Source organism: Photobacterium sp. 1_MG-2023, from assembly GCF_030547945.1.
Classification (GTDB): Bacteria; Pseudomonadota; Gammaproteobacteria; order Enterobacterales; family Vibrionaceae; genus Photobacterium.
Genome location: NZ_JAUORR010000040.1, coordinates 1 through 24,511, shown reverse-complemented (window position 1 = coordinate 24,511; position 24,511 = coordinate 1). Strand labels below are relative to the sequence as shown.

Below are 24,511 nucleotides of genomic sequence, written 5' to 3'. Positions count from 1 at the left end.
TGATGCACCGAAGCAACGATTGGCACTTGGGGTTGAAACAGGCACGGGATTTCAGCCGTCATGCCCGCGCAGGCGGGAGTCCAGTGACGTTGATGCACTGAAGCAACGATTGGCACTTGAGATTGGAACAGGCACGGGAATTCAGCCGTCATTCCCGCGCAGGCGGGAATCCAGTGACGTTGATGCACCGAAGCAACGATTGGCACTTGGGGTTGAAACAGGCACGGGATTTCAGCCGTCATGCCCGCGCAGGCGGGCATCCAGTGACGTTGATGCACCGAAGTAACGATAGGCACTTGGGGTTGAAACAGGCACGGGATTTCAGCCGTCATTCCCGCGCAGGCGGGAATCCAGTGACGTTGATGCGCCAAAGGTTTTTAGAAGCGCGAAACAGAAGTACAGGCAGGGAAAGCGTATGACAACCACAGCTTATCTGATCATCACCAGCCTCTTGTTCAGCATTGTCGGTGCCGGGCTGCTGTTTTGGTCCATGAAACTGCAAAAAGCACGCAGTGTTGAAGACAATCTGGCGAAATCACTGGGAAAGCCGCGTGCCGGTGAACGTGTTATCCGTGGCGGGCAGCGCCTCTGGGGCAAGACCAAACGAAGCAATGCAACCTCCCTGAATGACATTCTGGAGATGATGCGAAAAGCGGGTTACATCTCCAACCGGGAGCAGACGCTGTGTATTTTCCGTCTGGCTGCGGTGTGGTGCGCTATTCAGCTGGTTTTTGCCAGTCAGCTGATTCAGGCCGATGCCTCAGCGAATCACAAAATCAGCCTGATGCTGATCAGCGCAATGGGCACCGCTTATCTGGTCATTCAATGGCTGAAGAAAAAAGCCGTGAAACGGACACAGATGATTGAAGAAGAGCTCATTATCGGCCTGCAGGTGATGAAAATTTTATGGGATGTGGGTCTGTCGCTGGAAAGTCTGCTCCGAACCTTATCCCGCGAATTATCCGAGCTGACCCCGGAGCTGAACAAGGAACTCAAACTGGCGCTCAGTAAAATTGAAGCCGGACAGGAGCGGGCTTCCGTCTTCAGTGAAATCGCCCGCGTGAATGATTCGGCAGGCATGCAAGACTTGCTGACCATGCTGGCACAGGTGTCTGAAACCGGTGGGAATATGTCAGCGTCTCTGAATCAGTTATCCGTCTTACTTCAGGACAGAAGACGCACACAGCTACAGGAAAAAGTCACCAAGCTGTCCGGCAAAATGTCGGTGGTCATGATGGTGTTTTTATTTCCTGCACTCTTTGTGGTGCTGGCGGGGCCGGGAATGATGGCTTTGATTCAGGCGATTGGTGGCTCGTGAGCCCGTGGTGATGAGCACAGGAATCAAGAACAGGACAGGGATGACATCATGAGAAGTAGTCAAACATATCGCACCGTCTGGCTGAGTGGATTGCTGGTTGCCGTACTGGCCGGTTGCAGTGCCTCACCAGAAGAAGAAAGTGCCAGAGTGACGGCCAATAAGCCGGTTCAGTCCGGTGCCTGTGGTGAAACGCTGATCGCGAAAGACGGCATGAAGCTGTCGATGGTGAAGCAGCAAATCGATCAGGGCCAGTACTATCTGGCGCTGGCGTCGCTGGATGAGCTGAAAGAGGATGGCCTGAGCGTCCAGATGATGCGGGCAGACAGCTATCGGAAACTCGGTAAATGGGACGAAGCAACCCGGCTTTATCAGGGGATGGTGAAGACGTGTCTGGCGGGGGATGCTTATCATGGTCTCGGGCTGATTGCGTCTTATCAGGGCCACATGGAAGACGCCATGAAATGGATGGAAAAAGCAGCAAAAGCAGCGCCCGTGGAAGCCGATGTCCGGAATGACTTTGGTTTTCTGCTGCTGGTCACCGGGCAAGATCAGAAAGCCCGGGATGAACTGATGACGGCGCTGGAATTGAATCCGCAGCATCAGAATGCGGCTAAAAATCTGTGGTTTGTGCTGCTGAAAACCAATCAGAAACAGGCTGCCGCGACCCTGGCATCCCGTTTCGAGTGGAGTGAATCTGAACACCGGGAAATGATGGATGCGATTTCTGTATTTCAACCCCTGCAGCTGGATCCATCGTAACGGAACCGTGCAGGTAGAGGAGTGACGTGATGAAAGGAATGAAGCAAGTACTGATGGCGGCTTTGGGCACTGCATTTCTGGTTGGCGGGGCTCAGGCAGCCACTTTTCCGCCGAACAAAGTGAATCCGGACCCTGTTTCTGAAACGCTTGGTGAGATCAGCGCTTATCCGAAACAATCGAAAGTGGCGCTTAAGCCTGTGGTGAAACCTGAGCGGAAGCATATGACACAGCTTTGGCTGAACATGCAGACCCGTGGCCAGATGGCGACGTCACAAACCGATACATTAACCCCGGAAGCCGCCAAAGCGGCCCAGGAGCGCATGCAGCAAAGCTTCAGTCATCCAATTCCGGATAAATTCATTAAAGATAAATTCGGTGGCAGCTGAGCCAGGATTCGGATGCCCGCACAGGCGGGCGTCTGAAGATTGGAGTGAACACCAAACCCAAGCTGTCATTCCCAGCCGGGAAGGAGCGAAATTATGTTAGGTTCATCTGGATCTTTTCATCGTCTGTCATCGCAATCCCGCCAGCGCGGCGCCGTCGGCGCTGGCTTGATTCTCCTGATGCTCAGCATGGTGCTGTTCCTGTCTCTGGCCGTCGACACCGGCCGACTGTACATGGAAAAGCGCCAACTGCAGAAACAGGCAGATCTGGCCGCACTCAGTCTGGGGCGAGGGGCTTGTTATATTGATGGCAGTAATGAAACCAAGAAACAGACTTTGATTGCTCAGGCTAAAAGTAACTTGCAGCAAAATGGTTTCGATCCGGATGCAAATCAATACGATGTGACTTTCGGTGCTGCAAGCATTGATCAGGCACAATCCCAGTGGACGTTTGATTCCAGTAATGCCGTTAAATCAGCCGGGAAAGTCACACTGAGTAAAACGATACCCGCAAGTATCATCGCACAGGCGTTAAACGACGACGATGTGACACTTTCTGCGTCGGCTACGGTCATGAAGCGAATGTCTGTTGGTTTTGGGATTGGTTCAAGAACGGTTGATGTCGATTTAACGAATTCGGTGCTGGGTGCTGCACTGGGTGGAAGCTTAGCGATTGGCTCCTATCAGGGGCTTGCCGATACCAAAGTCCGTCTTGCTGGCTTATTGAGTGCACTGAACGATATGGGGCTGCTTGCCGTTGATTTGTCGGCAGGGACGCTGGAACAGGTTCTGGATACACAATTAACAGTCGCGCAATTCATCGAAGCAAATATCCGAGCAGTTAGCGAATATGATGTGCTGGATGCGGGGGTTTTACCTGCATTAACCCAGATGAAAAGCTTGGCACAAGTTTCGACACTATCTTTGGCTTTGTCTGACATCATTACGTTGGCAGCAGGATCTAACGAAGCGATGAACGATGAAATTCGTCGTGCGGCATTAGCGAGTAAAATTGCTTTGTTCGATCTGGTTTCCGGTGCGATTTATGCGTCGAATAAAGATAACTTTTTATTGATCCCGAATCTTGATGTCGATTTAGGGGTTGCTGGTCTGGCTGTTGCGCTGAAGGTGATTGAGCCACCTCAGTTTACGATGGGGGTTCTCCCTGCTGAATCTGAAGATGGCTTTGTTACTTCGGTCTCGACGTCGCAGGTTGAACTGAAACTCAAAGCAACACTTTTTGGGGGCGGTTTGGATCTTGGTCTTCTTGCGTTAAATGTCGGTACTATTGGCCTGAGCGCAGAGGTGGCAAAAGCGGAAACTCAGTTATTAGATGCCAATGGCTGCCAGCTATTAAGCGGGAATGGCGTTTCGATGAGCTTTGCAACCAAGCCATCAGTCGCATTAATTAAAGTTGGGGATGGGGGGCCGCCGAATGATGCTACTGATTTTGGTGATGTGACTCAACCCATTACAATCGGGGCGTACGTGAGGGTTTTACCAATTGTAACGGTTCCTGTTGAGATTGATATTACTGCAAATGTTCCTGTTTCAACATCAGATTACATCACCCATAGCCATACCGTTGATCCTGAATTAGAGTTGCCACAATTGATCGGGAATGTCAGTCCGCCGATTGGCTCAACATTGAGCGACACGTTAAGTAACATTGAATTAGATGCCGAGCTGAATGTCGCAGATATTGGTTTGATCAGTGCTGTATTAAATTTAGTGCTCAGTTTGTTAACGGATACTGTGTTACCGTTGGTCGCTACTTTATTGAATTCCCTGCTGCTTTCTGTTTTAGAACCAATCCTATCCGATGTATTGGGCATTCAAGTGGGGAGCGCCGATGTCTTCGTTACATCCATCGAAGTTGATGGCGGTAATTTGATCCAATAATGATTTGAAGTGCTTTGAATCCGGCGAATTATGGATTCCCGCCTTCGCGGGAATGACGAAGTTGAGTGTTTTTGATGTGGTTTTTAGTTGCTCATAAATAACGTTTTTTGTATTTGTTTTATCGTGAATATTCTATCTTTCATCACCAGATATCGGGGTTTTATAAACTTACCCGCAACAGAAAATATCAAACCCTTGTCATTCCCGCGCAGGCGGGAATCCAGTGACGTTGATGCGCCGGAGTTTCGTTTGAGTGCTGTGAACGATTCTATAGAATGACCTGAGCCTTGCTGTGATTTTATCTGTTCAATGATGATTGTCGTGTGTTTTTAGCCCGGTGACTTATGGATTCCCGCCTTCGCGGGAATGACGGTGTTGATTATTTTCGGTGTGGTTTAAGTTGCTCAGAAATGATGGGCTTTCTTGTGTTTTTTGTCTCGTGAATATTCTATCTTTCATCATCAATACAATGGGGTTTTAATATCTTACCCGCAACAGAAAATATCAAACCCTTGTCATTCCCGCGCAGGCGGGAATCCAGTGACGTTGATGCGCCGGAGTTTCGTCTGGGTGCTGTGAACGATTCTATAGAATGACCTGAACCTTGCTGTGATTTTATCTGTTCAATGATGATTGTCGTATGTTTTTAGTCCGGTGCTTTATGGATTCCCGCCTTCGCGGGAATGACGGTATTGAGTATTTTGGTGTGGTTTAAGTTGCTCAGAAATGATGGGTTTTCTTGTGTTTTTTGTCTCGTGAATATTCTATATTTCATCATCAATTCAACGGGGTTTTATAAACTTACCTGCATGAGAAAATGCCAAACCCTTGTCATTCCCGCGCATGCGGGAATCCAGTGACGTTGATGCGCCGGAGTTTCGTTTGAGTGCTGTGAACGATTCTATGGAATGACCTGAACCTTGCTGTGATTTTATCTGTTCAATGATGATTGTCGTATGTTTTTAGTCCGGTTATTTATGGATTCCCGCCTTCGCGGGAATGACGAAGTTGAGTGTTTTTGATGTGGTTTTTAGTTGCTCATAAATAACGTTTTTTGTATTTGTTTTATCGTGAATATTCTATCTTTTATCATCAATTCAACGGGGTTTTAAAATCTTACCCGCAACAGAAAATATCAAACCCTTGTCATTCCCGCGCAGGCGGGAATCCAGTGACGTTGATGCGCCGGAGTTTCGTTTGAGTGCTGTGAACGATTCTATAGAATGACCTGAACCTTGCTGTGATTTTATCTGTTCAATGATGATTGTCGTATGTCTTTAGTCCGGTGCCTTATAGATTCCCGCCTTCGCGGGAATGACGGTATTGAGTATTTTTGGTGTGGTTTTTAGTTGCTCACAAATAACGTTTTTTGTATTTATTGTATCGTGAATATTCTATCTTTTATCACAAAGATAACGGGGTTTTAAAATCTTACCCGCAACAGAAAATATCAAACCCTTGTCATTCCCGCGCAGGCGGGAATCCAGTGACGTTGATGCGCTGGAGTTTCGTTTGAGTGCTGTGAACGATTCTATAGAATGACCTGAACCTTGCTGTGATTTTATCTGTTCAATGATGATTGTCGTGTGTTTTTAGCCCGGTTCCTTATGGATTCCCGCCTTCGCGGGAATGACGGTATTGAGTATTTTTGGTGTGGTTTTTAGTTGCTCATAAATAACGTTTTTTTGTATTTATTGTATCGTGAATATTCTATCTTTCATCACCAAGATATCGGGGTTTTATAAACTTACCTGCATGAGAAAATGCCAAACCCTTGTCATTCCCGCGCAGGCGGGAATCCAGTGACGTTGATGCGCCGGAGTTTCGTTTGAGTGCTGTGAACGATTCTATAGAATGACCTGAACCTTGCTGTGATTTTATCTGTTCAATGATGATTGTCGTGTGTTTTTAGCCCGGTTCCTTATGGATTCCCGCCTGCGCGGGAATGACGGTATTGAGTATTTTTTATGTGGTTTTTAGTTGCTCATAAATAACGTTTTTTGTATTTGTTTTATCGTGAATATTCTATCTTTCATCATCAATACAACGGGGTTTTAATATCTTACCCGCAACAGAAAATATCAAACTCTTGTCATTCCCGCGCAGGCGGGAATCCAGTGACGTTGATGCGCCGGAGTTTCGCCTGAGTGCTGTGAACGATTCTATAGAATGACCTGAACCTTGCTGTGATTTTATCTGTTCAATGATGATTGTCGTATGTTTTTAGTCCGGTGCCTTATAGATTCCCGCCTTCGCGGGAATGACGGTATTGAGTATTTTTGGTGTGGTTTTTAGTTGCTCACAAATAACGTTTTTTGTATTTATTGTATCGTGAATATTCTATCTTTCATCACAAAGATAACGGGGTTTTAAAATCTTACCCGCAACAGAAAATATCAAACCCTTGTCATTCCCGCGCAGGCGGGAATCCAGTGACGTTGATGCGCTGGAGTTTCGTTTGAGTGCTGTGAACGATTCTATAGAATGACCTGAACCTTGCTGTGATTTTATCTGTTCAATGATGATTGTCGTGTGTTTTTAGCCCGGTTCCTTATGGATTCCCGCCTTCGCGGGAATGACGGTATTGAGTATTTTGGTGTGGTTTTTAGTTGCTCAGAAATGACGAGTTTGATTATTTTCGATGCGAAGGGAAATGTACGGTAATGACTGTTTTGAGTATTTTTCATGTGCGGGAGTTGTTCATGAATGAAGGCATTCTAATCAGATGAATTGTTGACCTTCCGGGAAGATGTCAATCCTGCAATTTCAAGGAAGAGATCTCGCCAGCAGGGGTTATTTTGTTCAACCAGATTGATTTTCCATTGCCGCCGCCACTTCTTCAATTGTTTCTCCCGCAAGATAGCTGAGGTCATATTTTCAGCGATTTCATAATAAACAAGACGATGAACCTGATGTGCTTTGCTAAAGCCATCTGTCATATCAGTGCGATGTTGCCATACACGTTTGATTAAATCGCTGGTTACACCAATGTATAAAGTTCCGTTTCGTTTGCTGGCAAGGATATAAACACAAGGTACTTTAACCATTTTGATTCGCTGGAATGATGGAGGATGGGCTATATGAAACGAAGACATCTCAATGATGCAAACCCCTTTTGCTGATGAAAGAACCTGTCGCGAAGATGATTGTGCAACAACAATCTCAGGTTTCACGTTTTTCTGATCCACGACACGGAGCACCTGAAATGTCCCACCAGCCATTTCTGTTTGACTGCGGCGTGAATTCTCGGGCACTTTTTTGTGTAACGCGAGTCCAAGTTCTCAGAAAACACCTGATGGGCGCTTCCATAGCGGCCAGGTGAGTTGAGTTTTTCAGGAGAAATTATGAAAACGAAGCGACTGTTATCTCTGGCGATTGGATTGGGACTGGCGGCGACACTGGCAGGTTGTGATCAACCAAGCTCGGATCAGGCTGCGGTACAAGATAAAGCACAAGCGGCGGTTCAGGCAGAGGAACAAACGCAATCTGTTTATGTGGACACAGAACACAATGCCCGGAATTCTCTGGATTGGAACGGCACTTACGCGGGCACGATTCCCTGTGCAGATTGTGCAGGAATTGAAACGGTTTTGGTTCTGGGAATGGATGGAACCTTTGAATTGACAGAAACTTATCTCGGCTATGAAGAAGACGGTCAGTTCCGTCATCAGGGCGCATTTACCTGGAATGACGCGGGTAATACCATCACCTTAACCAATGACAGCGGGGATGATATTCAATTCTTCGTTGGCGAAAACCAGTTGTTCAGGCTGGATCGGGAAGGCAAACGCATTACCGGCAATCTGGCTGACATGTACGTGCTGCAAAAACAACACGCGCAATAATCCCCTCCCTGCTTTTGCAAATGCTGGTCAATTCCCAGTGAGTTGATCGGCATTGTTGTCTCTGAGTCAGATAATTTTACACTTCTGCCCAGTAATCCCGGAAAAATGTCGGGCTTTTTTACAATTCGGAAAATGATTTCATAAAATGGATTGTATTTCAGTGAGATACATTTTGGCATGCAAGATGCAGTTTCATGTTGCGAACACAACTCGACATACACGGTAGGGAGCGACAACATGAAATCATTGCTGAAAACAGGGTTGCTCACCCTTGGCCTCCTCGGAGGCTCAATGAGTGTCTCGGCAGCCCAGATCGACTTTACTGATGGTGCCTATTCCGGTCTGAATGGCCAGCAGAGTACGACCATCGGAGACATTACTTTCTCGGCGTACCGGTATTTTCTGGATATTACCGGCAACATTCAGACAGGGTCTCTCGTGACAGGGGATCCGGCCTTGGTGCAATTGTCTCAAAATAGCTTTGGGATAGGGGTTGATACTATCCCGACAGGCCTGATTGAAAACATCGCGGAACCCCTCTTCGACGACGACGACAAAGTAGATGGCTGGGAATTTGTTGTGCTGAGTTTTGCTCAGCCAGTGACTGTGAACGGTATTTTCCTGAATGACTATAGCTTGCTGGAATCCGGCACGGCCTATCTGTTTGATGATGGTTTTCCGGAGCTTGAGCTGGGTTTGAACACGGATTTGCTCAGCCTGGATTCACTGCTGGATGCGCTGACACCGGATGCGCTGAACTGGGATGGTTCCTACTGGGATTTTGATGGTGAAGATAACGTCAGCCATATCGTGATTTCAGCGGCGCTGCTATCTGATTTTTACATTGCTGGCATTGATTACACCATCGGTAATGGCGGCCCTGGCGATCCAAACCCAGTTCCGGAGCCAGCCAGCTTGCTGCTGCTGACCACAGGTTTGGGGATGCTTGGCTGGCGCCAGCGTCGCAAAGCAATTTCCCAACAAGAGCCATTGATGGCGTAATACCACTATCCGTAATACCTCTGTTACTCAATTGTTCCGGCGTTGCTTGATGCACGCCGGTTTTTTTATTGAATGACTGTAAGGAGTTGCATCGATATCACGAAATACTTCACAAAGAAGTGCCACATCGCAGGGAATTTTGCCTAAAATAAAAGTGTCATTTTCACGTTATTGTGATCGTGTTAACTATAAATTGTTTTAACAGAAATCAAAAAGAGAACAGGAATCACAGTTTCCACCCAGTTGGTGATACGGGTCAGTGACATTTGGGACGAGGGTAATCCGTTTATGAGTCAATCTGCGCAGGATAGGGCTGGCCGTCAGGTCGGCGTGTTATCGTTAATTCTTTCATTGTTTGTCAAACGAACACTGATCAAACTGGCTGTTTTTGCCATCATCTGGCTGATCCTGGCCAGTCAGTTTGAATGGTTTGAACATTTCACCCATTGGGTGAGTCAGTATCATGCATTCGGTTTGGGTGCATTCATTTCTTTATTGCTTGTGTTACCCATTGCTTTGGTTGGCCTGAGCTGGCGCCGAATCCGCCAGATGACAGATGAGATCAAAGTCGGAGAACGCGACAAAGCGGCCATGTATCAATTGGCCATGCATGATCCGCTGACCGAACTGCCTAACCGGCTCTACTTTTCTGAACAACTGCAAAAGGCCCTGCAACATGCTGGCGATAACGATGCCTGTGTGGCTGTGCTGATGATGGATTTAAACAAATTCAAACAAATCAACGATGCGTACGGCCATATTGTCGGCGATGAACTGTTGGTTGCCACGGCGGGCCGGCTGAAACACCTGCTTCGGATGCACGATACCATTGCCCGGCTGGGCGGGGATGAGTTTGCGCTGATTCACATTGGCGGGCAGGAACCGGACGAGGCTTCCGCGCTGGCATCGCGCATCATCAAAGCGATGTCGGAGCCCTACCATATCCGGGGGCAGCAGATTCTGGCTGGCGTCAGTATCGGGATCGCGATGTCGAATCATGACATTGAGCCGGTTGATTTGCTGCGTGCTGCCGACACGGCCATGTACCGGGCGAAAATGGATGGCGGTTCGACATTCGCCTTTTTCGATACCCGGATGGACGAACAGTTGAAGCAGCGTCAGTTGCTTGAAAGAGATCTGCGCAAAGCCATCGCACAGGATTTGCTGGAACCCTATTATCAGCCGGTTTTCGACCTGAAAACCCGCCAGATTGAGGGCTTTGAGGCGCTGCTTCGCTGGCGGCACCAACGGGAAGGCATGGTCTCGTCGCAGGAATTTATTCCGGTCGCCGAGGATGCCGGACTCATCCAGGTACTGGGCGACTGGGTCATGAAACAGGCCTGTATTGCAGCGATGGACTGGCCGGAAGAGATGCGGGTGTCGGTTAACATCTCGGTGCAGCAGCTGAAACATGAAACCTTTCGTCAGTCAGTGGCAAACGCGCTGTCTGAATCGGGTTTGAACCCGGCACGGCTGGAAATCGAATTTACCGCACAAACCGTGCAGCAGGATCCGCATCTGATGCGGGCCATCATGCAGGATCTGAAGCATCTGGGTGTTTCGCTGGTGCTGGATGATTTCGGGAACGGCAATGCGTGTCTGACTATTATGCGCGATTTTCCGTTCGATAAAGTGAAAGTGGCCCGTGCCTGCATCGGCACCTTACCGGGATCTGAGGCAAACAAAGCGATGATTCAGTCGGTGGTGGGAATGAGCGCAAGTCTGGGGATGCAGGTGGCTGTGGTCGGGATTGAAGACGAAAGCCAGCTGGCTCTGGTTTCCTCTCTGGGTTGCCGCCATGGGCAGGGCTTCCTGCTGGGGCATCCGCTCAGTCGTCATGCGGCAGGGCGACTATTACTCAACCAGCCTGATCAGGCCATGGGCAGCTGATCACGGCTGTCATTGTCGGTTTTGCTTCTGACGATACTGTTCCGGTGTGCATTGCGCATGCTTTTTAAACAAGCTGATGAAGGGAGATGCCTGATGATAACCCAGCGTCAGCGCAATCTCTTTGACAGATAAACCTTTCCGCAATAAGTGCAGCGAGTAGATAAATTTTCTCCGCTGCCGCCATTCGATAAAACTCATGCCTAAAGTTTGCTGGCAGTGCCGAGCGAGTGTCCGCTCTGTGGTGTGCAGTTTCTTGGCCCATTCTGCCAGCGTGGTTGGATCGGTCGGATTCTTTTCCAGCGCCCGCAACATAGGTTTCAGAAGCTTGTCTTCGCTGCTCGGCAGAAACTGATCATGCACTCGCGCCTGCTGGAGCTGGTCCAGTAAAACAGCAATGAGGCGTTTGTCTGACTCGGTTTGTGCGACTTGTAGTTGGCGACTGCGTAAATCGCTGACGATCGCTTCAATGATTGGCGTGACTTCCAGCAGGCAGGGATAGGCTGGTAATTTCTGCGCCAGCGGATTCACGATGTTCATCGAGCAGTAATTCATGCTGCGGCGCATATAGCTTTCGTGTCTGATGCCGGGCGGAATCCAGATCGCGTACTGAGACGGTGAGAGAAATCGTTTTCCGTCGGCATTCAGCTCCAGAATCCCGCCACTGATCAGCTGGAGCTGCCCCCACGGATGCGTGTGCACTGGCGTGGTCGTGTGGGGTAAAAACGCCTGATGGCCGAAAAACACCTCACCGGGCGGGTTGTGATCATCAAACAAAGGGCGGTAGACGTTTTTCATGAGAGGGCGGCTCTGATACGCATTCGGGACAGTTGCAAGAGTAAATGCGGGGGATCTGATTGGCAAGGGCTGAAGCGAATGCGCAGACATGCTATGCTTCGCCGCTTTGTTGAGACTCTATCAGCCACAGGTTTTGCCCTGAATGGGACTGATGAACGAATCTGGATCCATATGAATTACACCCGCATCGTTTGCTTTGATCTTGAAATGTGTTGCTGGAATGAAGACGGCAAAGCCCGCACCGGCGAAATCATTGAGATTGGCGTTGCAGAACTGAATCTGGAAAAGGGCACGATTTCACGCCGCGCACAGTATTTTGTGCAGCCGGAATCAGATGAAATCTCGCCTTTTTGCACCGAGCTGACCGGGATCAAACCTGAAGTGGTCGCACAGAACGGCAAACCGCTTGCCAGTATTCTGAAAGCCATGGAGCAAAAGTTCGGCGGACGTCATAAAATTTATGCGGCCTGGGGCCGGGACGATGCCATTTTACGCGCCGAGTGCAAAGCCAAAGGGCTGGAAGTCCCGTTCCGGGAATACCTGAATCTGGCGACTTTGTTTAAGCTGCAGCCTCACGTACAGAATAAGCGTATCGGCCTGCGCGCCGCCATGGCCATGAGCGGGCTGGAATGGGAAGGCCGTCAGCATTCCGGTTATGTGGATGCATACAACCTTGCCCGGCTGGCTCGTCTGATGTTTCCCGCGCCAACGAAATAACATACAGATCAACTGAGCGTGATCGTTTTACATTGAGTAAGAAGGACACAGAATGGATATTCAGCGTATTAACCCGACCAAACGTTGGTCAGATGTGACTGTATTTCATGGGATTGCTCACTTCGTTGAAGTGCCGGAATCCGATACCAGCGCCGATATAACCGGTCAGGCGCAGCAGGTTTTCTCGCAGGCAGAAGCCATGCTCGCCAGTGTGGGCAGCGACAAATCCCGCATCCTGTCTGTCACGATTTATATCACCGACTGGGCAAACCTGGATGCATTCAACGCCGCATGGGATGCCTGGCTGCCAGAAGGCAGCGCCCCAAGCCGTGCCTGCGTGAAAGTTGAGCTGGCCGATCCGGATTATCTGGTCGAAATCGCCTTCGTTGCCGCTGCATAATACTCGCGCCTGCCGCCCCTCACGCGGCAGGCCTTTTCTGTGATCCCCTTTCCACTTTTATTTCTGGTTTCATTATCACTACCTGAAAAGTGATTTCATCTGGACTTTCGAACGAATTGCAATCTGCTGCATTGGCCTGGATTCAGATAAAATATGGCTGGTTATCGTGATTCATAGCGAGTATTGATTCTCTTCTTCTGAGGGACATTTTTCTATTCACCCTTGGTCGCTATTTATATATTCCAAACAGCTCCATTCGAGTTGAGGTCAGTATCGAATGAAAAATGCAATGAAAGAGTTACCCAAGTGCACGGAAGAATACAAACAACAGCAAATCCAGCAAGTGCTTGAAGCAGACGTCATTTATGAATGGGAATGTGATTTGGTACAAGGTCTGAGATGGGTTCAAACATCCGGTGTCGTCCTGATGAGCTTTCTATTCGCTGTTTTACTGGGGGATTCATGGGGGTGGTATCTGGCATTTGGTCTGTTGGGGCTCGTTATGGGGAGCGCATCTTATTTTTTGTATCAATCAACCAAGCGTCAGCACGTAAAATTGACGGAACACGGAATCATTGTCAGCACCGTTGAATTAGTGCCGGAAGTATTTTATGCCGCCACCCGCTATGCCGCATATGTGGGCATTGTGGTGTGTTTACTGGCCGTGATATTTGTTGGGCCGTTGGCTTTTGTTGGGGCTGGCGCAGGCGCTTTGATGGCCTTTAAGATGACCGGATTTAATAATGAGCCTAAGGTTGAGGTTTTTCCTTTCTTGAAAGGATTCAGGTACGTGGTAGAAGCGGATTTTAGTGAATCATATTATCAAGATGGTGTTTCTCTCATTAGCTTAGAGAATATGGATTTTATGCCAGACCAGATTAAGGATGAAAATGCTCCTGATCCTTATGAAAAGTTGAGAAAGTTCCATTATATTTCTTTTTATTCAAATGAATTTCAGTATGGCGAAATGAAACAATACCTTGACAGTTTGATTGAGATGGTTCCGGAAGATGAATTTTTTAAATCAAGAGAATCATCTAATGAAGTGACAGGGTTGGATAATGAAAAGGGAGTTTAAACACCTGCCTAAGTGCACGGAAACATACAAGCAACAACAGATTCAGCAGGTGCTGGAAGCGGACGTGATTTATGAATGGGAATGCGATTTGGTGCAGCGGTTACGTTATATACAACCCTGTGTGATGGGGGCCATGTGTCTGCTTGCACTTTTGGTCTTTGATGGTTACGAAAAGTATTTTATTTTTCTCCCTGTCATGACCATTATGATGCCAGTGAGCTATTTCCTCTACCAAGCGAGCGAACGTCAACAGGGCCAATTGACGGAACACGGGATCATTGTCAGCACCGTTGAATTAGTGCCGGAAGTATTTTATGCCGCCACCCGCTATGCCGCATATGTGGGCATTGTGGTGTGTTTACTGGCCGTGATATTTGTTGGGCCGTTTGCTTTTGTTGGAGCTGGTGCAGGTGCTTTGATGGCTTTCAAAATGACTGGGTTTAATAATGACCCTAAAGTAAAGGTTTCTCCATTTCTGAAAGAGCTAAGATATATGATTGAGGCTGAATTTGGAGAGCCTGCATTTGAAAATGGTATTAGTCTTGTGTGTCTGAATAATATGGATATTCTTCCAGATTGGGAAAAAGATAGTCATGCGGTCGATCCCTACAAAGCGTTGCGGGATTTCCACTATGTTTCTTTTTATTCAAGTGAATCACAGTATAAGAAGATCAGATTGTACCTTGAGCAAATACTTGAGCTTGAGTCGGCTGATGAATTTTTAGATGAACGAAGTGCTCAATCAAAAAAATAACGTCGAGCTGATATTAAATGGTGCACATCATTTGACTGTGCACCGTATTATTATACTCATATTTTACATTAAAAAACTCCGCCATTTTTTTGATGGCGGTATATCGCACGATTGAGTGCGAATCCTTTTATCGGTAAGTCATACCGCTCCGTTTTTCTTTCCCATCATCCCGAAACAGTGACCGATATCATTGATATTGAGGTATTTTTATGGGTTATTATACCTTGATGAAATTTACCGGTGTACGCAGTATTCAGTATGACAATGGGGTGATGGATGCAAGGCGCCCCTGAAATGAATGTTGCTGCGTCACAGGGATGGAAAAGGAAGAACGCGTTGAAAGGATTCGGATTTGACCTGCGCTCGCTTGAAGTGTTTGTCGCGACGGCACAAAGCGGCAACATGACGATGGCGGCCACACAGCTGGGGCTCACACAGTCTTCGGTGTCGCAAACCCTCTCGGCATTGGAACAAAACCTCAAGGTGATGCTGCTGGATCGCAGTGTCCGGCCTGTAGAGTTGACTGTGGCGGGGCGATATTTTTATGACCAATCCTGCCATTTGCTGGCGGAAGCCGAGAAAACCCATGGCGTGATGACCAAAGGCAGCTTTCAGAAACTGCACCTGCTGCGAGTCGCCATGGTGGACTCGCTGGCCACGTCACTTGGCCAGCCTCTGGTGGAAGTGATCAAGCGCCATAGTGAAAACTGGTGCATCAGTACCGGCCGCTCGCATATGCATGCCCAGGCACTGTTGTCGCGGAATGTGGATATCATTATTTCTGATGATGCGCTGGATAATAACGAGCACCTCAGCCGCCACCGTATTCTGCGTGAACCTTTCGTGCTGGTGATTCCCAGCCAGTTTGCCCATCAGATTCAGAACTTGCATCAGGCAATCAGTCAGCTGGATTTTGTGCGATATACCGCAGATTCACTGATCGGTGCGACGATCGAGCGCTATTTGCGGCGATTGGACCTCAATATTCCGATCCGGATGCAACTCGATAATACCTTTGCTGTGCTTTCCAGTGTGGCTGCAGGTTTGGGCTGGACCATCACTACGCCGCTCTGCCTGTTTCAATGCGGGCTGACACGGGAAAAACTGACGTGCCTGCCGCTGCCGCGGGATGAACCTTTTTTCAGGAATCTGACGCTGGTCAGCCGGCATTATGAGCTGGGGAATCTGCCTCAGATTCTGGCGCAGGACAGCCGCCAGATCATCAGCGAGCGCTTCTTACCGCAAATTCGCGATGCCTTGCCCTGGCTGGACAAAGAACTCTATGCGGGATGAGTTATTCCGAGTGAATGTCATCGGCTGTATTGCGTGCGGGAAGTCTTTTGAACGTCACTGGTTCCCCGCCTGCGCGGGGACGACGGGGGAAAAGTGAGGCGTCAGGGAGAAAAAGACCAAGATGTTTGTGTTTCAATTCAAGGGATTAATACCATCCCGGCACGGTCGGGAAAACCTACTATTAAGAAAATTTATACCCCATTGTTAGCAGAACTGATTCTTGTTGCCGGGGGTTGAAAAGCGCCTTTAAGTTAACAACTGATTAACAACAAGAAGCGTTTTGACCCGATTGACGTTGAAGAGGATCCGTTATGTCTGACAGCAATACACAAGCAGTCGAAAGTAACACCGTCTCTGACGATTATTTGAATCAGCGACAGCTCAAAAAAGGAGTCGCTGGCTGGGTTTTACTGGCCAGTCTGGGGGTGTCATATGTGATTTCCGGCGATTTTGCCGGTTGGAACTTTGGTCTGGAACGTGCTGGATTTGGCGGCATGCTGCTGGCGACTCTCGTGATGGGATTGATGTATTTCTGCCTGATTCTCAGTCTGGCGGAGATGTCATCTTCCATCCCGACCGCAGGCGGGGGGTACAGTTTTGCCCGTCGGGCCATGGGGCCGTGGGGCGGGTTTCTGACCGGCACAGCCATTTTGCTGGAATATGCCATTGCCCCTGCCGCTATCGCGATTTTCATTGGCGGTTATGTCAATGAACTGATTGGGATTGATGGCCCGATCGTTTATGCCGCCTTCTATTGCGTGTTTGTGGGCATTCACTTATGGGGGGCAGGGGAAGCCTTGCGGATCATGATGGGTATTACGCTGCTCGCCGTGATTGCCATTGTTGTGTTTGCCTTTGGTATGCTGCCGCACTTCGACATCAACAACCTTTTTGATATTCCAGTTCGAGCTGATGTTGCCGGTGCCAGTGCTTTCCTGCCAGAGGGCTACCTTGGGATCTGGGCTGCGCTGCCTTTCGCCATGTGGCTGTTTCTGGCTGTTGAAGGGGTTCCGCTGGCCGCAGAAGAAGCGACCAACCCGGCCAAGGATATGCCTCGCGGTATCATTGCGTCGATGCTGATTCTGATTGTCTTTGCTGCCATTGTGCTGATTCTGGTGCCTGGGGGCGCAGGTGCCGAGGCCATGAAATCACACAGTGCGCCGCTGGTCGGGGCATTACAAGCGGTTTACGGGACTGATTCTGTGGCCGCGAAGTTCGTGAACGTTGTCGGCCTGTTTGGCTTAATTGCCAGCTTTTTCTCCATCATCTACGCCTATTCGCGTCAGGTGTTTGCCTTGTCCCGTGCCGGTTATCTGCCGCGATTCCTGTCGCTTTCCGGTGAGCGCAAAGTGCCGGTCTGGGCGCTGATTGTCCCCGGCGTGATTGGCTTTTTGCTGTCCCTGTCCGGTGAGGGCGATCTGATGATCACCATGGCCGTGTTCGGTGCCACTGTGTCTTACGCACTGATGAGCCTGTCGCACATCCTGCTGCGCCGGAAAGAACCGGATCTGGCGCGTCCTTACCGAACGCCGGGTGGCACCCTGACTTCCGGCATTGCGCTGGTGCTGTCGCTGGTGGCACTGGCCTCGACCTTTGTGGTCAGCCTTCAGGCGGCGCTGTGGTCGGCCCTGTTCTATGCCGTCATGCTGTCTTACTTCGCGTTCTACAGTCGTCACCGGATTGTCGCGAATGCACCGGAAGAAGAGTTTGATCTGATTTCCAGCGCGGAATCTGAACTCAGTTAATTCACACCCAGACTCAGGAACGAGTGACTTAAACAAAAGAGGTATACATGGAAGCCAGAGAAGTGAAGACAATCGCAGATGCGATGGCCATCGTTGAAGCGCGTGGCCTGACACATGTCAAAGTTGGCCTGTTCGACAATGACGGCATCATGCGCGGAAAATATATGTCGAAGTCGAAATTCTTTTCCTCGCTGGAAAACGGATTTGCCTTTTGTGACGTGGTACTGGGATGGGATTCTAAAGATCAGCTTTATGACAATACCACCTATACCGGCTGGCACACCGGCTATCCGGATGCGCCGGTGAAAATTCTGCCGCACACCTGCCGCGAGGTTTACGAAGAGCCGGGGATGTTGTTGTTCATTGCCGAATTTGCCGAGGCCGCGGAGCAGGTTTGCCCGAGGGGAGCACTGCGCCGGGTACTGCAGCAAGCGGATGAAATGGGATTTGAGGTGTTTTCGGCACTGGAGTACGAATTTTTTGTCTTCAACGAAACGCCTCACTCTGCGCGTGAAAAAGGATTCCGAAATCTGGAAACCATTACGCCGGACTGGTTTGGCTATTCGATGATCCGGAACTCGGTTCATTCGAACCTGTATCAGGCCATTCTTGAAATGGGCGAACAGATGGACTTCCCGATTGAAGGGATCCACTCAGAAACCGGGCCGGGTGTTCTGGAAGCGGCACTGGCCGTCGATGGTGCAGAGGCGGCCGCCGACAAAGCGGCGCTGTTCAAAACCTTCATGAAGGTGCTGGCACAGAAGCGGGATCTGATGGCGACCTTTATGGCGAAATGGTCCGGCGATTATCCGGGCCAGAGTGGTCATATTCACGTTTCGCTGAAAAACAAAGATGGTTCTTCAGCGTTTTACGATCCCACGCAAACCCACAACATGAGCAAGATTCAGCGCCATTTTCTGGCCGGGCAACAACGGCTGATGCCGGAATTTCTCTGCCTGATTGCGCCGACCATCAACAGCTATACCCGGATGATTCCCGGTTACTGGGCACCCACCGATGCCACCTGGGGTGTGGAAAACCGCACCACAGCGCTGCGGGTGATCCCCGGCAGTGAGAAATCACAGCGGATTGAACACCGGTTAGGTGCAGCGGATGCCAATCCGTATCTGGCGCTGGCCGCAGCCGTGGCTTCTGGTCTGTACGGCATCATGCAGCAATGGGAACCGTTTGAGCAGGTGAAAGGCAATGCGTACGAACAGACGCATGCACCAGCGCTGCAATTACCCCGCACCCTTTGGGACGCCGCGCAGCGATTCAGGCAGTCGGAGGCGGCCCGTACTATGTTTGGAGATGAGTTTGTCGATCACTTCGCGGCCAGCCGGGAGTGGGAAGAGCGAGAATTCAGAAAACATGTGACGGATTGGGAAATGGACCGCTATTTCGAAATCATTTAAGGCCCACGGAGCGAAAGGAAGACCCGTAATGACAAACATGCAACAGACGATTTCGCCGGTTGACGGCAGCGTATATGTCACACGCCAACTGGCAACAGCGGCCGAGATTCAGCAGACACTGGCGCAGGCCAGTAATGCGCAGAAACACTGGGCCAACACGGAACTGTCCGAGCGGAAAGCGATCTGCCTCAAAGCCGTTGAATGGTTTGAAGCCAACCGGGATGTGATTGGCGAGGAGATCTGCTGGCAGATGGGACGGCCGATTCGTTTCGCCAAAGGTGAAGTGGGCGGCCTGGCTGAGCGTGCCCGCTTTATGATTGAAGCCAGTGAAACGGCGCTGGCCCCGATCACACTGCCGGAAAAACCGGGCTTTACCCGTTACATCACCCGTGAACCTGTGGGTGTGGTTGCCGTGATCGCGCCGTGGAACTATCCGTACCTGACCGCGGTGAACAGTATTGTGCCAGCCCTGCTGGCCGGGAACAGTGTGATACTGAAACACTCTGCGCAAACGCCTCTGTGTGCGGAACGATTTCAAGCGGCCTTTCAGGCTGCCGGATTGCCTGAAGGCGTTTTTCAGGTGCTGCATCTGAGCCACGACAGCACCACGGCCCTGATTCAGTCGGCGCAGGTGGATTACGTCGCTTTTACCGGCTCGGTCCCTGCCGGGGCGCATGTAGAGCAGGCCGCTGCCGGGCGCTTTATCGGGGTGGGGCTGGAACTGGGTGGCAAAGACCCGGCCTACATTCGCGCCGATGCCAATCTGGATGTTGCGGCGGAAACGGCCATTGACGGTGCGTTTTTCAACAGCGGTCAGTCCTGCTGTGGCATCGAGCGGATCTATGTTCATGAATCCGTTTATGATGCTTTCGTCGAGAAAGCGGTCGCCATCGTCAACCAGTACCGGCTGGGACGTTCTGATGATCCGGAAACGACGCTGGGGCCACTGGTTCGGACCAGCGCTGCTGAGTTTGTCCGGGAGCAGATTCAGGAAGCGATCGCACAGGGCGCGGTCGCGCAGATTGATGAAACCCGTTTTCCGCTCAGCAAACCGGGCACGCCTTATCTTGCGCCGCAAATTCTGACACAGGTGGATCACACGATGCGGGTGATGCATGAAGAATCCTTCGGACCTGTGGTCGGCATCATGAAGGTCAGCAGTGATGAAGAAGCGATTGCGCTGATGAACGACAGCGATTTCGGGCTGACAGCCAGCCTGTTCACGCAGGATATTGAGCGCGGCATCGCGCTGGGTGAACAGCTGGAAACCGGCACCTTTTTTATCAATCGCTGCGACTATCTCGATCCGGGACTGGCGTGGACCGGCGTGAAGCAATCCGGCCGCGGTTGTACCTTGTCGGTGCTGGGCTTTGATGCGCTGACCCGTCCGAAATCTTTCCATATCAAAACACTGGCTTAAACCGGCACAAAGGAGCGCAAGATGGCTTTACAAGGAAACTGGAATTATCCGACGCCGATGACTGTTGGTGCAGGTTGTTTGGATCAAATCGCGTCAGCCTGCCGCGGCGCCGGGATCAGCCGGGCGTTGCTGGTGACCGACCCCGGTCTGGCTGAATTACCGATGGTGACCCAAACTGTGGCACTGTGCCGGGAAGCCGGTATTGGCTGCGAAGTCTTCAGTAAAATTCAGGGCAACCCGACCGGAGAGAATGTCGAGGACGGACTGGCGGTCTATCGTCAGGGCGGGTTCGATGGCGTCATTGCCTTGGGTGGCGGTTCCAGTCTGGACGCGGCCAAAGCCATCGCCCTGATGGCGGGGCAGACGCTGCCTCTGTGGGCTTTTGAAGATGTCGGAGACAACTGGCAGCAGGCCAATGCCGAGGCCATTGCCCCTGTGATTGCGATTCCGACCACGGCTGGCACCGGGTCTGAGGTGGGCCGCGCGTCGGTCATTACCGATAGCGCAAATCATGTGAAGAAAATCATCTTCCATCCCCAGATGCTGCCGGTCCGGGTTTTGCTTGATCCGCAGGTGACAACGGGCCTGCCACCGCATATCACCGCGGCAACCGGCATGGATGCGCTGTCGCATAATCTGGAGGCTTACTGTGCGACCAGTTATCACCCCATGGCGGAAGGCATTGCGCTGGAAGGCATTCGTCTGATCAAAACTTATCTGCCGCAGGCGGTTGCCCAGGGGGACGATCTGGAAGCGCGCACCCAAATGCTGGTGGCATCCAGCATGGGGGCGACGGCGTTTCAGCGCGGTCTGGGCGGCATGCACGCCATCGCGCATACGCTGGGCGCCTTGTACAACAAACATCATGGGCTGCTCAATGCCATTCTGATGCCCTATGTTCTGGTGGCAAACCGCAGTGTGATTGAAGATAAGATCACGCATCTGGCCCGGTATCTTGATTTGCCGGAACCGGGTTTTGACAGCTTCCTGAACTGGATTCTGGATTTCCGCGCCGCTTTGAATATCCCGCATACACTGGCCGAGATTGATATCACGGTTGAAGAAGCAGGACGGGTGGGGGAAATGGCCGTGCAGGATCCGTCCGCCGGGGGCAATCCGATTGCATTTTCTGCGGCAGTGTACAGTCAGATATTTGTCGATGCCGTGACAGGCCGACTGACCACAGCGAGCATCTGAGGAGACACCATGGGGATGAAAATAGGCATTCTGCAGTGTGATGATGTCCGCGACGACCTGCAACCCGCACACGGCAATTATCCGGCCATGTTCGAGCAACTGCTGCACCATGCCGACGATCAGCTTGAGCTGGTGTTTTACCGTGCGCTGGATGGCGAACTGCCCGCAGATGTGGATGAATGCGATGTCTACATGACCACCGGCAGTCGTCATGGTGTGAATGATGACTTACCCTGGATCCCGCCATTGCTGGCGTTTATCCGCGAACTGGATGCACGGCAGAAAAAGCTGGTGGGGATCTGTTTTGGTCATCAGCTGATTGCCAAAGCGCTGGGGGGCAAGGTCGCTCAGGCATCGCAGGGCTGGGGCGTTGGTGTGGCGACCCATGATTTAATGGCCCTGCCGGATGGTGTTCAGCCCATGGCGGCCATTCCAGATGCCTTATCACTGGTGGTGAGTCATCAGGATCAGGTGGTGAAACTGCCGGATCGCGCCGTGGTGCTTGCCGGGAGCGACTTCTGTCCTTATGCCATGATTCAGGTCGGGCCGCATTTCCTCGGGATTCAGGGGCATCCTGAATTCAGTAAGCCCTACTCAAAGGATCTGATGCTGGCCCGAAAAGCGTCGTTACCGGCTGAGGTGCTGGATAACGGCTTAACCTCCCTGCAAAAGCCGGTTGATGCCGAACGCGTCACCCGTTGGATGCTGGATTTCCTTCGAAACACATAAAGCAGGGCAAACCCTGCCGGATGAACAGGCTGGCAGGGTTATTATTCACATGATCTTTCTCACATCGTCTTATGCATCGTGCTGTATACAATGATTCGAAGCGTGATTTATCCGGCATAGCTTTCCTGATCATCCCGCTTAAGCACTTTGTGTCCGTCTTCCGTGACGCCTTCCTTCCAGTAGCTGCTGATATAACAGGCTTTGCGATCAAAATCCGGCTGCTGATTCAGATGCTGACGAACTGCCCGCATCTGACTGAATTCACACGCACACCAGATGGCCGGTGTGCCGGACAGCCAGGTCAGCGCGCTCACGCGTTCAGACAGAGAGGCAGTGCTTTCTGAGGTTCGGACAATCAGTTCCATCCCTGCGGGCAGCTTGAGATCAGGTAAATCTGCATTGCTGTGCAGATCCAGCATCACATAACCCCTGGTGTCTGCCGCCAAGCGGGTGAGTTTCAACTGAATGGAAGGCAAAGCAGTCATATCGCCAATCAGCAGCACCCAGTCACACCCGTCAGATAACCCCTGAATCGTGTTTGGACCGCCCAGTGAAATGGTGTCCCCCACGCTGGCATGCATCGCCCAGTGGCTGGCATAGCCACCGGTTTCCGGATTGACGTCGCCTGCGTGGTGATGTTTCACAAAATCAATCGCCAATGTGTCGTTTCCGGCATCAAACTCGCTGATGGTGTAAGTGCGAAGGACGGGGCGCTGATCGTCTGCCAGCCCACTGAGGTCGGTACTGCCGTCCGGCGTGAAGAGCAGTTTTACATATTGTCCGGCGCTGTCAGCCGGGAGCTGGCGGACCGATTCGCCGGACAGCACGATACGGCGCATCGCCGGGGAGAGGTCAAACGTTTGTTGCACGGTGAATGTTTTGGGTTGTAGTCGTTTTTGCATGAGTCGGCTCTTTTGAATAGAAATATTACAGATCGTTTTGCTGCATCTTCGCTTTGACACGTTTGACGGTCGACAGACTGGCCCCGGTTTCCTCGGCCACGCTTTGCAGGGTTTTACCGGACCGGAGTAACTGCGCGATTTCACGATGCAGCGCATGGTTTGCGCGGCGGCCCCGGAATTTCTCCTGCCAGGCGGCCGAGTCTTTGCGCAGTGTGTGACGGCTGGCTTCAGCGGCCCATAATCGCTGTTGTGTCTGAGAGCTGGCATAGCCTTTCAGCATCAGTAGCAAGGCATCCGTGATCGGGCATTCCGCTTTGAATGTCAGTGGCTGGGTCAGTGTGCGGACGATTACGCCTTGATCCAGCAGTTGCCGGAGGGTCTGGTGGCAGGCATCAAAGTGAAAGCCCAGATCGGTAATCCATCGCACGACCAGCTGATCGCCCGGCTGCAGCGCCTCACACAGAGCGCGGTACTGCGGACGTGCTTCGGCCGGAATATTGCCTCGGATCCCGGTTTCACGAAATAGCTGGAGATCAGGGCTGACTTCGGTGATTTGCCGGACTAAGGCTTCCGGATCGGTCATTTTCGGGGACAACCGAATATAGCCATACAGATTGGGCATGGTGACTCCTTCGCGTTTTATGCGGCGTTGCACACTCAGGAAAGGTTCATTTGGTGTGGCTCATTTGAATTGGATTGTAGTGGTTCATAAATCAACATTCAACACCAAATGAACTGTTTGGCGTTTTTTCTTCAGCGTGACAGCCTAGTACCGGGTCGATGGGATCGCCTGCATTTTGCGCGGGAACGATGGAGACAAGTGGTTACCGTGAGATGGCTGGAGTGATACCTGAAAATCACCTTTTTAATATTTTAAATCAATTATTTACCGTCATTCCCGCTTTTCCTCCGTCATTCCCGCGAAGGCGGGAATCCATAGGGCGCCGGGTTAACAGCATGAGAAAAT

22 protein-coding genes are annotated in these 24,511 nt (G+C 50.8%); 18 read left to right on the top strand and 4 right to left on the bottom strand.

The window, feature by feature from the left end; genetic code table 11:
* The 5 genes from Q4579_RS21365 to Q4579_RS21345 form a co-directional block, all read left to right on the top strand.
* Nucleotides 1-286, top strand: a 286-nt coding sequence (locus Q4579_RS21365; protein WP_303566860.1) for a hypothetical protein, incomplete at its 5' end; no start/stop codon positions are given.
* 129 nt (nucleotides 287-415) lie between these two features.
* Entirely contained in the window at nucleotides 416-1,318 is a 903-nt protein-coding gene (locus Q4579_RS21360; RefSeq protein ID WP_211651091.1) for a type II secretion system F family protein, read from the top strand.
* A gap of 48 nt (nucleotides 1,319-1,366) precedes the next feature.
* A complete protein-coding gene (locus Q4579_RS21355; RefSeq protein ID WP_303566859.1) occupies nucleotides 1,367-2,077 on the top strand; it encodes a hypothetical protein in 711 nt (236 codons plus the stop codon).
* Between the two features lie 29 nt (nucleotides 2,078-2,106).
* A complete protein-coding gene (locus Q4579_RS21350; RefSeq protein WP_303566858.1) occupies nucleotides 2,107-2,463 on the top strand; it encodes a DUF3613 domain-containing protein in 357 nt (118 codons plus the stop codon).
* 93 nt (nucleotides 2,464-2,556) lie between these two features.
* The gene (locus Q4579_RS21345) at nucleotides 2,557-4,362 is read left to right on the top strand and encodes a pilus assembly protein TadG-related protein (protein WP_303566857.1); all 1,806 of its coding nucleotides are present in this window, start codon (nucleotides 2,557-2,559) and stop codon (nucleotides 4,360-4,362) included.
* A 2,717-nt stretch (nucleotides 4,363-7,079) separates the two neighbouring features.
* Here Q4579_RS21345 and Q4579_RS21340 read toward each other — a convergent pair.
* Nucleotides 7,080-7,550 (bottom strand): GIY-YIG nuclease family protein, encoded by a 471-nt coding sequence (locus Q4579_RS21340; RefSeq protein WP_368502013.1) that lies wholly within the window; start codon nucleotides 7,548-7,550, stop codon nucleotides 7,080-7,082.
* A gap of 156 nt (nucleotides 7,551-7,706) precedes the next feature.
* Between Q4579_RS21340 and Q4579_RS21335 the strand changes: the two genes are divergently transcribed.
* From Q4579_RS21335 to Q4579_RS21325, 3 genes are all read left to right on the top strand, one after another.
* Nucleotides 7,707-8,207: a copper resistance protein NlpE gene (locus tag Q4579_RS21335; RefSeq protein ID WP_303566855.1), complete on the top strand. Its 501-nt coding sequence runs from the start codon at nucleotides 7,707-7,709 to the stop codon at nucleotides 8,205-8,207.
* A gap of 291 nt (nucleotides 8,208-8,498) precedes the next feature.
* Nucleotides 8,499-9,209, top strand: coding sequence for a PEP-CTERM sorting domain-containing protein (locus Q4579_RS21330; protein WP_303566852.1), 711 nt, complete (start codon nucleotides 8,499-8,501; stop codon nucleotides 9,207-9,209).
* Nucleotides 9,210-9,497: 288 nt separating this feature from the next.
* Nucleotides 9,498-11,099 carry a bifunctional diguanylate cyclase/phosphodiesterase gene (locus Q4579_RS21325; protein WP_303566851.1) on the top strand — a complete coding sequence of 534 codons (1,602 nt, stop codon included), beginning with the start codon at nucleotides 9,498-9,500 and terminating at the stop codon, nucleotides 11,097-11,099.
* Nucleotides 11,100-11,108: 9 nt separating this feature from the next.
* Here Q4579_RS21325 and Q4579_RS21320 read toward each other — a convergent pair whose 3' ends face one another.
* Nucleotides 11,109-11,894, bottom strand: a complete 786-nt coding sequence (locus Q4579_RS21320) for a helix-turn-helix domain-containing protein (protein ID WP_303566850.1) — start codon at nucleotides 11,892-11,894, stop codon at nucleotides 11,109-11,111.
* A 171-nt stretch (nucleotides 11,895-12,065) separates the two neighbouring features.
* Between Q4579_RS21320 and Q4579_RS21315 the strand changes: the two genes are divergently transcribed.
* From Q4579_RS21315 to Q4579_RS21270, 10 genes are all read left to right on the top strand, one after another.
* Nucleotides 12,066-12,611 carry a 3'-5' exonuclease gene (locus Q4579_RS21315; protein WP_303566861.1) on the top strand — a complete coding sequence of 182 codons (546 nt, stop codon included), beginning with the start codon at nucleotides 12,066-12,068 and terminating at the stop codon, nucleotides 12,609-12,611.
* A gap of 52 nt (nucleotides 12,612-12,663) precedes the next feature.
* Nucleotides 12,664-13,011, top strand: a complete 348-nt coding sequence (locus tag Q4579_RS21310) for a RidA family protein (protein WP_303566849.1) — start codon at nucleotides 12,664-12,666, stop codon at nucleotides 13,009-13,011.
* A 277-nt stretch (nucleotides 13,012-13,288) separates the two neighbouring features.
* A complete protein-coding gene (locus tag Q4579_RS21305) occupies nucleotides 13,289-14,089 on the top strand; it encodes a hypothetical protein (protein WP_303566848.1) in 801 nt (266 codons plus the stop codon).
* Nucleotides 14,073-14,843 carry a hypothetical protein gene (locus Q4579_RS21300; protein WP_303566847.1) on the top strand — a complete coding sequence of 257 codons (771 nt, stop codon included), beginning with the start codon at nucleotides 14,073-14,075 and terminating at the stop codon, nucleotides 14,841-14,843. The genes Q4579_RS21305 and Q4579_RS21300 overlap by 17 nt, the downstream gene beginning before the upstream one ends.
* 336 nt (nucleotides 14,844-15,179) lie before the next feature.
* A complete protein-coding gene (locus Q4579_RS21295) occupies nucleotides 15,180-16,136 on the top strand; it encodes a LysR family transcriptional regulator (protein ID WP_303566846.1) in 957 nt (318 codons plus the stop codon).
* A gap of 311 nt (nucleotides 16,137-16,447) precedes the next feature.
* On the top strand, nucleotides 16,448-17,881 hold the full coding sequence (gene eat / locus Q4579_RS21290; RefSeq protein WP_303566845.1) for an ethanolamine permease: 1,434 nt from the start codon (nucleotides 16,448-16,450) through the stop codon (nucleotides 17,879-17,881).
* A gap of 47 nt (nucleotides 17,882-17,928) precedes the next feature.
* Nucleotides 17,929-19,296 (top strand): glutamine synthetase family protein, encoded by a 1,368-nt coding sequence (locus Q4579_RS21285; protein ID WP_303566844.1) that lies wholly within the window; start codon nucleotides 17,929-17,931, stop codon nucleotides 19,294-19,296.
* A gap of 28 nt (nucleotides 19,297-19,324) precedes the next feature.
* Complete coding sequence (locus tag Q4579_RS21280) at nucleotides 19,325-20,716, top strand: aldehyde dehydrogenase family protein (RefSeq protein WP_303566843.1); 1,392 nt, start codon at nucleotides 19,325-19,327, stop codon at nucleotides 20,714-20,716.
* 21 nt (nucleotides 20,717-20,737) lie between these two features.
* Nucleotides 20,738-21,913, top strand: coding sequence for an iron-containing alcohol dehydrogenase (locus Q4579_RS21275; protein ID WP_303566841.1), 1,176 nt, complete (start codon nucleotides 20,738-20,740; stop codon nucleotides 21,911-21,913).
* A gap of 15 nt (nucleotides 21,914-21,928) precedes the next feature.
* Nucleotides 21,929-22,642, top strand: a complete 714-nt coding sequence (locus Q4579_RS21270) for a GMP synthase (protein WP_303566839.1) — start codon at nucleotides 21,929-21,931, stop codon at nucleotides 22,640-22,642.
* A gap of 107 nt (nucleotides 22,643-22,749) precedes the next feature.
* Here the strand turns inward: Q4579_RS21270 and Q4579_RS21265 are convergent, their stop codons facing one another.
* Nucleotides 22,750-23,544, bottom strand: coding sequence for a siderophore-interacting protein (locus Q4579_RS21265; RefSeq protein ID WP_303566836.1), 795 nt, complete (start codon nucleotides 23,542-23,544; stop codon nucleotides 22,750-22,752).
* A 25-nt stretch (nucleotides 23,545-23,569) separates the two neighbouring features.
* Nucleotides 23,570-24,166: a recombinase family protein gene (locus Q4579_RS21260; RefSeq protein ID WP_303566835.1), complete on the bottom strand. Its 597-nt coding sequence runs from the start codon at nucleotides 24,164-24,166 to the stop codon at nucleotides 23,570-23,572.
* Between the last annotated feature and the right edge of the window lie 345 nt (nucleotides 24,167-24,511).